At 71.4% G+C, this 11,838-nt stretch carries 8 protein-coding genes; 2 read left to right on the top strand and 6 right to left on the bottom strand.

The window, feature by feature from the left end; all coding sequences use genetic code 11:
* Nucleotides 1-250: 250 nt before the first annotated feature.
* Nucleotides 251-808, bottom strand: coding sequence for an acyl-CoA thioesterase (locus tag AB0E88_RS35345; RefSeq protein WP_361639201.1), 558 nt, complete (start codon nt 806-808; stop codon nt 251-253).
* A 119-nt stretch (nt 809-927) separates the two neighbouring features.
* Here AB0E88_RS35345 and AB0E88_RS35340 point away from each other — a divergent pair, with 119 nt between their 5' ends.
* On the top strand, nt 928-2,214 hold the full coding sequence (locus AB0E88_RS35340; RefSeq protein WP_361639198.1) for an LCP family protein: 1,287 nt from the start codon (nt 928-930) through the stop codon (nt 2,212-2,214).
* Between the two features lie 63 nt (nt 2,215-2,277).
* On the opposite strand, the gene AB0E88_RS35335 is transcribed toward AB0E88_RS35340, so the two are convergent.
* Together AB0E88_RS35335 and AB0E88_RS35330 are read right to left on the bottom strand one after the other, a co-directional pair.
* Nucleotides 2,278-2,637: a four-helix bundle copper-binding protein gene (locus AB0E88_RS35335; protein WP_361639195.1), complete on the bottom strand. Its 360-nt coding sequence runs from the start codon at nt 2,635-2,637 to the stop codon at nt 2,278-2,280.
* Between the two features lie 124 nt (nt 2,638-2,761).
* Nucleotides 2,762-4,162, bottom strand: a complete 1,401-nt coding sequence (locus AB0E88_RS35330) for an LCP family protein (RefSeq protein ID WP_361639207.1) — start codon at nt 4,160-4,162, stop codon at nt 2,762-2,764.
* A gap of 229 nt (nt 4,163-4,391) precedes the next feature.
* On the opposite strand from AB0E88_RS35330, the gene AB0E88_RS35325 reads away from it, so the two are divergent.
* Nucleotides 4,392-5,450, top strand: a complete 1,059-nt coding sequence (locus AB0E88_RS35325; protein ID WP_361639192.1) for a glycosyltransferase family 2 protein — start codon at nt 4,392-4,394, stop codon at nt 5,448-5,450.
* A gap of 27 nt (nt 5,451-5,477) precedes the next feature.
* Here the strand turns inward: AB0E88_RS35325 and AB0E88_RS35320 are convergent, their stop codons facing one another.
* The 3 genes from AB0E88_RS35320 to AB0E88_RS35310 form a co-directional block, all read right to left on the bottom strand.
* Entirely contained in the window at nt 5,478-7,187 is a 1,710-nt protein-coding gene (locus AB0E88_RS35320; protein ID WP_361639204.1) for an LCP family protein, read from the bottom strand.
* A gap of 69 nt (nt 7,188-7,256) precedes the next feature.
* Nucleotides 7,257-8,828: an LCP family protein gene (locus tag AB0E88_RS35315; RefSeq protein ID WP_361639189.1), complete on the bottom strand. Its 1,572-nt coding sequence runs from the start codon at nt 8,826-8,828 to the stop codon at nt 7,257-7,259.
* Nucleotides 8,829-8,998: 170 nt separating this feature from the next.
* Nucleotides 8,999-10,813: an LCP family protein gene (locus tag AB0E88_RS35310; RefSeq protein WP_361639186.1), complete on the bottom strand. Its 1,815-nt coding sequence runs from the start codon at nt 10,811-10,813 to the stop codon at nt 8,999-9,001.
* Nucleotides 10,814-11,838: the final 1,025 nt, after the last annotated feature.

Here is an 11,838-nt window from a genome sequence, read left to right as displayed (position 1 = left end):
CCGGCGGTGGGCGCCGTATCGAGTGACGGCCGGCCGGACCGAGGACGGACACCCCCCACCCCGGCCCCGCCCCACAACGAACCGCAGGCGAGACCGCAACCGGCCACCGGACCGCAACGGGCCGCCGCAGGCAAAGAAAGGGGCGCGGGGAACGGCGCGACCAGCCACAACGAAACCCGCAGACAAACCACGACCAGGCGCCGCAGGCACCCGCGCCGCAGGCACCCGCACAGGCCGCCGCCAGGCAACCTCAGTCCTCGAACCCCTCCGCCGCCCGCCGCTCCCGAAGATCCATGATCGCCCGGCGTCGTGCCAGTCGATGCGTGCGGCGGATCTGCGCCTCCTGGTAGCGCCGCTCGTCCCGCTCCGTCTCCGGAATCACCGGCGGCACCGAGCGCGGCTTGCCGTCGGCGTCGACCGCGGCGAAGACCAGGTAGGCGGAGCCGACCTGGGTGGGCGGCGTGGACTCGTTCCAGCGTTCGGCCAGGACGCGGACGCCGACCTCCATCGAGGTCCGGCCGGTCCAGTTGACCTGCGCCTTCACATGCACCAGGTCCCCGACCCGGACCGGCTCCAGGAACGCCATCTCGTCCATGGACGCGGTGACCGCGGGTCCGCCCGAGTGCCGGCCGGCGACCGCGCCCGCGGCGTCGTCGACCAGTTTCATGATCACGCCACCGTGCACCGTACCCAGCAGATTGGTGTCGTTGTGGGTCATGATGTGGCTCAGCGTGGTGCGGGACGCCGATGTCGGCTTGCCCGGGATCTCCGGAGTGTCCGTTTCTGCGGCGGGGGCCTGGTCTGTCATGCCGTCCACCTTATGCCGAGCTGACAACAGGGGAATTTGTGTCAGCTTCGCAACAGCGCTGACCTTATTTACCGACGGCCCTTGTAAGGCACACCGCCCGGACCGGCACACTGGGGCGCATGAATGACTGGCCCGAGGGATGGTCCGACGACAACCGCGGCAACCGCTACGGACGCGGCAGCTCCGGCGCGACGCCGGAGGGTGCCCGCGTCATGCGGCAGGTGCGCCGGCCCGCGCCGGGCGCCCGCCCGGGCCCGTCCGCGCCCCGGTACGGCGCGGTGCCGCCGCAGCCGTCGTACGTGGACGGCGGCGAAGCCCCCGGCGGCTACGACGACGGGTACGACTCCGGTTACAACACCGGCCAGGTCTACGGCGGCCCCGCAGGCCGCGGCCCGGCCGGCCCCTCCGGCCGCGGCCCGCGTCCCGCGCCGAACTGGCGCCGCCGGATCAAGTGGACCGCGATCACGCTCGCGACCGTCCTCGTGGTCACCGGTGTCGCCACCTACTTCTGGGCCGACTCCAAGCTGCGCCGTGAGGTCGACCTGTCCAAGGTCATCGACCGGCCCTCGTCCGGCGAGGGCACGAACTACCTGATCGTCGGTTCGGACAGCCGTGAGGGCATGTCCAAGGACGAGAAGAAGAAGCTGCACACCGGCTCCGCCGAGGGCAAGCGCACGGACTCGATGATGATCCTGCACGTCGGCGGCAACGGTGACACGCTGATCTCGCTGCCCCGTGACTCCGACGTGGAGATCCCCTCGTACAAGGGCTCGCAGTCCGGCAAGACCTACCCGGCCACCGGCCGGCACACCAAGCTCAACGCCGCCTACGCCGAGGACGGCCCCGAGCTGCTGGTGCGCACCGTCGAGTACAACACCGGCCTGCACATCGACCACTACGTGGAGATCGGCTTCGCCGGCTTCGCGAACATCGTCGACGCGGTGGGCGGTGTCGAGATCACCATCGACAAGCCGTTCAAGGACAAGTACTCGGGCGCCGACTTCCAGGCGGGCAAGCAGACCCTCAACGGCGAGCAGGCCCTCGCCTTCGTCCGCACCCGGCACGCCTTCGCCGCGTCCGACCTGGAGCGCACGAAGAACCAGCAGAAGTTCCTCGCCGCCCTCGCCCACCAGGTGGCCACGCCCGGGACGATCATGAACCCGTTCAAGTTCTACCCCACGATGGGCGCCGGACTGGACTCCCTGATCGTCGACAAGGACATGGGCCTGTACGACCTGGGCTCGATGTTCTTCGCGATGAAGGGCGTCAACGGCGGTGACGGAACCTCCATGAACATGCCGATCTCCGGCTCCCGCGGCGGCAACCTCGTCTGGGACAAGGCGAAGGTGAAGACCCTGGTCGACGAACTGAACAACGACGAGAAGGTCACCGTCTCCGGCAACTGACGGCACCCGGTACACGGCAGGGCACCCCCGGCGGGGGTGCCCTGTGGCCGGTCGGGGGCGGGTTCACATCGTGGCGCCGGCCATCGTGCGGCACATGCCGGCGCAGCGGCGGCAGGACTCGGCGCAGCGCATCATCTGCGCGTCGTCCGGCATGCTCATACACGCCTCGGCGCACATGTCGCACGCGCGGGCGCACATCGCGCACATCTCGGCCGACAGCGGCGAGCGCCGCATCATCATGTCGGCGCACATCCGGGTCATCTCCGAGCAGTCCATGAGCGCCCGCATGACCTGCAGCTGGGCCTGCCCGCCCCTCTGCAGGCAGGAGCTCATCGTCTCCTCGCACATGGTGTGGCAGGACATGCACGCCTCGACGCAGTCCTGCATCTCCTTGCTCATGGGGGCCGCTGCGGACTCGGTCATGGCTCCTCCTGGGGGTGCGAGGGGCCCCGGGGCGGGGCCCCGTGCGTGCCCTTCCGTGGTACGCCTCACACCGCCCCCGCGTCCATCGGACGTCCCTACGACGAAGCGCCCCGGCGGCGTCCGCTCACGCGCAGCCGACCTCGTTGCCCCGCACCACGGAGGCCTCCGCCTGCCCCGGCTGCTCGGCGCGCACCTTGCGGACCTGGCGGAAGTCGGTGCCGGCGATCACCTTCATCAGCGGGCCCCGGCCGGGCACCGCGCGCAGTTCGCTGCCGGGCAGTGCGGCGGCCAGCGACCGGGCGGAGCGGTCCCAGCGCGGGTCGTACAGGATGACCGTGCGGCGCGCCGGGGGAGTGGTCGCGCTGCCGGCCGGAGCCGCGTTTCCGGGCGGGGCCGCGTTGCCCGGCGTGCCCGTGGTGCGGAAGCCGGCCGCCGCGAGGGCGGCGTCGACGCGGCGGCCGAGGCCGGAGGTCGCGGTGCCGTTCTCCACCTGTACCTGGATCTGCTGCGGGGCGACCTCGACCTCCACCGGGGCCACGCCGCGCGGCCGCTGCGCGGCGAGCGGCTTGTCCTCGCGCAGCGCCTCGAACAGCCTCGCCGCCTTCGCGTCGTCCCACTTCAGCGTCGAGCCGATGCCCTTGACCTGGTAGCCGAGCTGCCCGACGGGGACCGTGGTGAACTCCGAGGACGAGGGGGAGAACGTACGCATCGCGCGGCCGAGGTCCAGCAGCTCGTCCGCGCCGAAGCCCTTGTCCGCCCGGACCGAGCCGAGCACCGCCCGGGTCACGTCACGGAACTTCAGCGGGTTGAGCAGCACCCCGGACGACGTCGCCCGGTCCACCAGCGCGGCCAGGAAACGCTGCTGGCGCTTCATCCGGCCGAGGTCCGAGGCGCCGTCGATGTGCCGGGAGCGCACGTACTGCAGGGCCTCGCCGCCGGTGAGGGTGTGCGTGCCGGCCGCCAGGTCGAGCCCGGTGTAGGAGTCCTTCAGCGGCTCGGCGGTGCAGATCTGCACCCCGCCCAGCTCGTCGACGGTCTTCATGAAACTGGTGAAGTCGACCTCGAGATAGTGGTCGATCTTCACATGGGTCATCTGCTCGACGGTGCGCACGGTCAGCTGCGGTCCGCCCTCCGCGTACGCCGCGTTCAGCTTGATCGGGTGGCCGCTGTGCCGCTCACCGGTGGTGGCGTCGGTGTGCTCGGGCGTCTCGGCGTAGGAGTCGCGGGGGAGGCTGACGACGCTGGCCCGGTCCCGGTCCTCCGAGATGTGCACGATCATGATGGTGTCCGTGCAGTGGCAGGGCGCGCCGCCGAGGTGGTACTTCTTGCGCTCTTCCGGCGTGATCTTGTCGCGGCCGTCGGTGCCGACGAGCAGCACGTTCATGCCGTGGCCGGCGCGGGGCCGGTTCTTCATGTCCTTGAAGGGGTCGACCCGCGCGATGTCCGCGTCCAGGCTGGAGATCACGGCGTGCCCGATCCCCGCCGAGGCGAGGACGACGACGGACAGCGTCGTCACCGCCCGCATGGCCCAGCGCGGCCTGCGGCGCCCGGCGGGCTGCCGGGGCCTGCGGGGCGGCTGCGGGCGGCGCTGGGGCCGGGACGGGGCGGGGCGGGGCGGCGTGGACAAGAAGGACACCTCCGGACGAGGCCGTACGCGGGATCCGTGAGCACGGTAGGTCCATACGATCTGCAGCCCGGTGACCCGCTCACGCGGCGCGCAAAGGTGTCCCCCGTTCGCGGTAACGTGAGCACCGATGAACGCCAAGTCCGACGTGCAGCTCCCCGCCGTGTCCGTGATCATGCCCGTCCTCAACGAGGAGCGGCATCTGCGCGGGGCCGTCCAAGCGATCCTCGCGCAGGAGTACGCCGGCGAGATGGAGGTCGTGATCGCCCTCGGTCCGTCCACGGACCGCACGGACGAGATCGCGGCCGAGCTCGTCGCCGACGACCCCCGCGTGCACACCGTGCCCAACCCGACGGGCCGTACGCCCGCCGCCCTCAACGCGGCGATCAAGGCGTCCCGGCATCCGATCGTGGTCCGCGTCGACGGGCACGGCATGCTCTCGCCGAACTACATCGCCACCGCCGTGCGGCTGCTTCGGGAGACCGGCGCGCAGAACGTCGGCGGCATTATGCACGCCGAGGGCGAGAACGACTGGGAGCACGCCGTCGCCGCCGCGATGACCTCGAAGATCGGCGTCGGCAACGCCGCCTTCCACACCGGAGGCGAGGCCGGCCCCGCCGAGACCGTCTACCTCGGGGTCTTCCGCCGTGAGGCGCTGGAACAACAGGGCGGCTACAACGAGGAGTTCATCCGCGCCCAGGACTGGGAGCTGAACTTCCGCATCCGTGAGGCGGGCGGCCTGATCTGGTTCTCGCCCGAGCTGAGGGTGTCGTACCGGCCGAGGCCGAGCGTGCGCGCGCTCGCCAAGCAGTACAAGGACTACGGCCGTTGGCGGCACGTCGTCGCCCGCTACCACGCCGGCTCGATCAACCTGCGCTACCTGGCCCCGCCGACGGCGGTGTGCGCCATCGCCGCCGGGATCGTCGTCGGAGTGGCCCTGACGCCCTGGGGTCTCGTCGTGCCCGGTGGCTACCTCGCGGCGATCGCCGCGGGTTCGCTGCCCGCCGGCAAGGGGCTGCCGCTCAAGGCGCGCCTCCAGATCCCCCTCGCGCTCGCCACCATGCACATGTCGTGGGGCTGGGGCTTTCTGACCAGCCCGAAGTCGCTGGCGAAGCGCGTCATCGCCTCCCGCCGCCCGGCGGTGCTCAGCGGCGAGCGCCCCGCCGGGCAGCCGCACGGCACGGCCTGACCCGGCGGCCCGCCCGGACCCGGCCTCTCACCAGGTGAAGGCCGGGTTCACGTGCATGCACTGGCTGTCGTCGGAGGCGTTCATCGCCTGCGCCGACCGGGGTGCCTTCCCGTCGTCCTTCGGTGCCCGGTACGCCGTACCCGTGCGCCAGTCCGCGCCCACGACGAGGGTGATGCCCGAGACGTCGGTGGACTTCTGCACCGCGCTCGCCGGCAGACCCAGCACCTGCGCGATCCGGCGGGCGTCACCCTCCAGATCGGCACTCGGGTAGCGGACGACCGTGGTCTCCTCCGACGTGGCCGACGAGGGGTCCGCGAGGGCGCCGGTGAAGCCCTTGTCCTTCAGCAGCCGCGCCACGTCGGAGGCCCGGCCGCGCGCCGGGCCGAGCTCGTCGGTGCGGGTGCCGTTCAGCACCTGCACGGCGATCTCGGCATCCGGTGCCGCCTGGTCCGCCGTCACCGCGGCACTGGGCGCGGCGGCGGGCTTCTTCGGGTCCTTGCCGTCGAGGGCCACGTCGTCGCGGACCATGCGGAACAGCTTCGCCGCGTCCGAGGTCGGCTCCACCCGGGCGCCGACGTAGCGGTTGGGCATCGTCGTCATGGTGATGCGGTCGGTGGGCACCTTCCGCAGCTCGACCGCCAGGTCGTACATCTTCTTGACGGTGCCCAGACCGTCGTCGACCGTGATCGCCTGGGTCGCCGCCTCGGCGAGGGCGCGCAGCGCGCCCGGGTTGCCGAGGGTGGCGTTTCGCCGGAGCTGGCGCACCATCGCGTTCATGTACATGTGCTGCGCCTTGGCGCGGGCCAGGTCGCTGCCGTCCTCGAAGCCGTAACGGGTGCGCAGCCACTGCAGGGCCTGCTCGCCCTTGACCGGCGTGGTGCCCGCGGGGAGGCGCAGCCCGGAACCGTGGCCGTCCGGGGTGTGGGAGTAGACGTTGGCGTCCACGCACACCGGGACGCCCCCGACGGCGTCCGCCATCGCCACCACACCCGCGAAGTCGATCATCATGAAGTGGTCGATGTGGATGTCGGTGAGCTTCTCCCAGGTCGCCACCGTGCAGCCCGGTCCGCCGCGGCCGAGCGAGGTGTTCGTCATCACCCGGCCGGTGGTGGCCCGGTAGACCGTGCCGGTGTCGGGGTCGGTGCACTTGGGCAGCTGCAGCAGCGTGTCGCGCGGCATGGAGACGACCGACATGTTGGAGCGGTCGGCGGAGACGTGGACGAGCATCTGGACGTCGGCGAGCGGGACACCGCCGAAGGTCTCCTTCGCGCCGCCGAGTTCCTGGTTCTCCTTGGTGTCCCGGGCGTCGGAACCGATCAGCAGGATGTTCAGCGGCTTCTGCCCGGCCGCGTTGGCCGTCGGCACGCTCGCCCGGTCCTTGGCGTCGCCCAGGTTGAGGGCGTCCTTCTTGATGTTGTCGTTCAGGTGCCGGTAATAGAGGTAGCCGGCGCCCGCCGTGGAGAGCAGCAGCAGCGCGAGGGCCGACGCGGTCCAGCGCAGGACGCGCCGCCGCCGACGCGGACGCACGGCGCTGTGTCTCTCCTCCGGTACGCCGTCGTCCGCGTCCGGTCCTCCGCCGTCCGGTTCCCGTGCGCCGTCGTCCGGGCCCGGCCGCCGGCGCTCGCGTATGTCCGTGAGCGTGCCGTCCCCCCGCACGTCGTTCTGTGTCACTTCCCCGTCCTCCCCGCCCCTGGGCCGTGCACCCGACCGGCCCCCCTCGGCCGGTTTCCGCGACATCATCGTGCAGTCGGGTAAGAGTTCCCTTTGTGTCACCGGCGTCCGCCGGCACACCGTCGTGGCCGCGCGCTACCAGCGGTACGGCTTGTACACGTCCATGCACTTTCCGCTGTCGGCGCCGCTCAGCGCGTCCGCGTCGTCGGGCAGGTCCCCGGCCGCCGGCGGTGCCTGCACCGGGTACGTCGTGCCGGTGCGCCAGTCCGCGCCGACGACGACGGTCACCCCGGACACGTCCGTGGACTTCTTCACCGCGCTCAGCGGGATCCCCAGGGCCTTCGCCACCTGCTGGGCGTCGCCCTCCAGATCGGCGGTCGGATAGCGGACCACGGTGGCGGACTCGGCGACCGGCGGCGCGGTGTCCTTCGCCGCCCGGGCGAAGCCCTTGTCCACGAGCGCCTGCGCGATCGTACCCGCCCGGCCCCGGACCGCGCTCTGCCCGTCGGACCGGGTGCCGTTGCGCACGACCACCCCGATCTGCGCGTTGGGCGCGGCCGGATCGGCGGACGCCTTCTGCGGGGCCGCCGGCCTTCCCGCGCCGCTCTGCGGGCCCTTCTTGTCGAAGGACACGTCGTCGCGGATCATCCGCCAGATCTTCTCCGCCCGGTCCCCGGCCGGCAGCAGGTGCTCGGAGTTCTGCGAGTCCTGCACGGTGGGCAGCGTGGTCATGGTGATGCGGTCCGGCGGCACCGCCTTGAGCTGCATGCCGAGGTCGTACAGCTTCTTGACCGTGCCGATCTCCTCCGACACCTGCAGCGACTTGGTCGCCGCCTCGGCCAGGTCCATCAGCCGGCCGGTGTCGGTGAAGACGTTCTGCCCCCGCAGCGTGCGGATCATCGAGTTCATGTACATGTGCTGGGCGCGGGCGCGCAGCGGATCGCTGCCCCAGGCGTGCCGGGTGCGCAGCCACTGCAGGGCCTGCACGCCCTTCACCGGGTGCCGGCCGGCCGTCAGCTTCAGCCCGGAGCCGCCCTTCTGGGCGGGCAGCGGGCGGTCCCACACGTTCTGGTTGACGCACACCTCGACGCCGCCGATGGCGTCCGCCATGCGCACCACACCCGCGAAGTCGATCATCATCCAGTGGTCGATGTAGACCCCGGTGAGGTTCTGCCAGGTGGCGAGCGTGCAGCCGGGGCCACCGCGGGCCAGCGACTCGTTGATGATCTTGTTCGTCGCCGGGAACCTCTGACCGGTCTTCGGATCGGTGCAGTTGGGGATCGGGACCCGGGTGTCGCGCGGAATGCTCACCACGGACGCGCTCTGCCGGTCCGCAGAGAGATGGATCAGCATCTGCACATCGCCCAGCGGCGGGTTGCCGCGGTTGTCCCGGCTGCCGCCGAGCGCGACGTTCGCGTCGGAGTTACGGCTGTCGGAGCCGATCAGCAGGATGTTCAGCGGAGTCTGCCCCGCGGCGTTCGGGTCCGCCTTGCGGGCCTTGGAGTCCCCGCTGTCGCGCTCACCGCTGCGGAGGTTGCCGTTGAGGTGCTCGTAGTAGAGGTAACCGGCGCCGGCCGTGCCCAGTATCACCACCGCCAGCACGGTCGCCGACCAGCGCAGCACGCGCCGTCTGGGCCGTTTGCGCCCGGTGCCGTGGCCGCCGCCGGAGCCGCTCTCCGCGCCCCCGGCCCGCGGTGTCAGGGACATCGTGTCCTCGACCGCCGGCACCTCCCCCCTGACGCCGCTGCGCGCCACAGCTGCCCTCCCCACCCTCGTCGCTCGTCCAACGGGCCTGGTCACCCCGTCCGGTCAGTCGAACGGGCCTGCCGCCCGCCCTGTTAGACGTACGACAGGCCCGTTCGGTGGCCCTGCTGCGCTCAACTCGCGCACTGAACCTTGTCCGCCGTGGACTGGTTGTCCACCTCCGGCGCCTTCGCCGGTGCGGTCAGGGACACCCCCGCCCCCTTGAAGTCCTTGCCCAGGGTCAGTGTCATCGTGGGCAGACCCTGCGCGTTGGTGACGCTCTCGCCGGGCTTGAGCGCCGAGCCCGGCAGCCCCATCAGCGCGGCCAGCTTGCGAGCCTGGGCCGCCTGGTCGGGGGCGTACTCCAGAGTCGTCTTGTCCGCCGCGGCGGGCGCGTTGCCCGCGTTCTCCGACTTCAGCACGCCCTGGTCGTTCTGCAGCCAGTTCAGCGTCTCGGAGGCGGAGCCGGACTTCGCACCGCCGTTGAGGATGCGCACCCGCACCTCGTCGGCGGGCGCCTGCGTGCCCTTGAGGCGGGCGGCCTCGGCGTCCTTGGCGGCCTTCTCCTTCTGCTTCACCGCCGTGAAGGAGACGTCGCCCTTGATGGCCTCGAAGACCGCCGGCGCCTTGTTCGGGTCCGGGACGACCGTCGCGTGCACCTTCTTCTCGGCCGGGTTGTCGATCACCGGCAGGGTGAGGAAGGTGATGTTCTTCGGCGGGACCTTCTTCAGCTCCAGGGCGACGTCCTTGAGGGTGGAGACGTCACCGATGCCGGTGTCCACGGTGAGCGCCTTGGTCGCCGCGTCCGCCAGCTTGTACAGCTTGCTCGGGTTGGTCAGCGTGTCGCTGGAGGACATCTTGCGGACCAGCGAGCCGAGGAACTGCTGCTGCACCTTGATGCGGTCCAGGTCGCCCGCGTTGCCGAAAGCGTGCCGGGTGCGGACGAAAGCGAGGGCCTGCTCGCCCGCGATCTTGTGCTCGCCCGCGGACAGCTTCAGGTGCGACTTCGGGTCGTCGACGGCGTGCTTGAGGCATACGTCGACGCCGTCGACCGCGCTCGACAGCGTCTTGACCGCGTTGAAGTCGGCCATCATGAAGTGGTCGACGTGGATACCGGTGACCGCCTGCACCGTGCGCATGGTGCAGCCGGGGTCGCGGCCGTCCTGACCGAGGCTGGTGTTGAAGCGGACGTTGTCGGTGCCCCCGACGACCTTCTCGGAGCCGTCCTCCTGCTTGGTGGGGCAGTCCGGGACGTCGACGATCATGTCGCGCGGGATGCTCATCGCGGTCGCGTTCGAGCGGTCCTTGGCCACGTGCAGCAGGATGTTGGTGTCGGCGTGCCCGACGCTGCCCTTGTCGCCGTAGCCCTCGTTGCCGGCGCCGGTGCGCTTGTCCGTGCCGATGATCAGGATGTTGAAGGCCTCGTCCTTGCTGAAGCCCTTCGAACCGGCGTCACCGACGTCGGTCGTGCTGACGTTGCCCTCGAGGTGCTTGATGAAGAGATAGCCCGCGGTGCCGACGGCGACCAGCACGAACGCCATCGTGCCGCCGGTCCACATCAGCGCCTTCTTCGTCTTCGACTTCTTCGCCGGGCGCCGCCCACGCCGGCCAGCCGCCGCCGCCGGCTCGGGAGCGCCGCGGCGCCGGCGGGGTGACGGGACGTCATGTTCGGGGGTGTCCCGCCCGGGCGCCGACGGTGTGCGCGTACGGGAGCGCGCCGCGGTGTCCGGTGCCGCGGCGCGCGCTGCGTCGGATGCCGGGGCGCCGCCCGCGCGGCCCCCCTGCGCGGTGCGGGGTCTGCGGGGGGACGGAACCCCCGACTGCGGCGCGACCGTCGACTGCGGTGCGGAAGGGGTCAGTCGCAGTTCGTATTCGCCGGTGCTCGGATTGAGCACCCACTGGTCTGCGGGATCGATGTTCTCCGCCCGCCCACGGCCTTGCGCGTCCACGGTTGCTCGAATCCTCCGTCGGGGCCACGCCGCGCCCTCCCCCTTCAGGCGCTTCGGTCTCGGTCTCACAGTGCACGACCTGCACGACCCCAGGGACGGACCTCGTGGTTGGGTGCACCGGATCGCTCACCCTATCCGCCCCGTTCGGCATCGGGCGACGGCGGTGACACATTCCACTTCCCTACAAGCGGGCAATTGCCTCATTTCCCGGGACGGAAGTTCGCCGTCTTGGCGATCGCTTTACCCGCGGCTGCCGCAGGTGTGCGGCGTTGCCCCGGAACGGGCGGCCGGGGGAGGCGTGATCGGCGCAGAAGCCGGACGGCTGTCCGTCACGCACCCCGTACCCGGTGTAGTGGGAGGAGGCGCCCGAGGGGGTGTTCTCGGCGACTTGTACCGGCTTGTCCGCACACGGCAGGACGAACAGCCCTTCCGCTTCCGGTTCCGCCCGTGGGCCGCGATCGGCGTTGTAGACGTACGACGCCCGCGGAACGGTCAAAAGTTGGACGCGTTCGGTGGGGATGTCACGCAGCCCGCACACGAGTTGGTACAAATCGCGCGGAACTCACCGACGCGAGAACGACGGTGAGCGAGGACGGGGATTGGGCCGAACGGGGGAGTGGCGTCGGCGGGCGTACTGCGCACGTCGCCCAGTTCCCCGCACCCCTTTAGGTGGCCGACGGCCCGTTGCGGGCGCGGCGAGCCGCAGGCACCCCCAGGGGCGCGGGGAACTGCGCGACCAGCCACGACGCACCCGCACAGCCCCTTGCGCCTCGCGTGCATCGGAGCCGTGGCGGGCGGCCCGTCCAAGGCGACCGTCAGCCGCAGGCACCCAGGGGCGCGGGGAACTGCGCGACCAGCCACGACGCACCCGCACAGACCCTTGCGCCTCGCGGGCATCGGAGCCGGGGCGGGCGGCCCGTCCAAGGCGACCGTCAGCCGCAGGCACCCAGGGGCGCGGGGAACTGCGCGACAGGCCACGACGCACCCGCACAGCCCCTCGCGCCCCTCGGGCATCGGAGCCGGCC

It is taken from the genome of Streptomyces sp. NPDC028635 (assembly GCF_040637635.1).
Classification (GTDB): Bacteria; Actinomycetota; Actinomycetes; order Streptomycetales; family Streptomycetaceae; genus Streptomyces.
The sequence above is the reverse complement of the archived record's forward strand: the minus strand, read 5'-3'. Positions and strand labels throughout refer to the sequence as shown.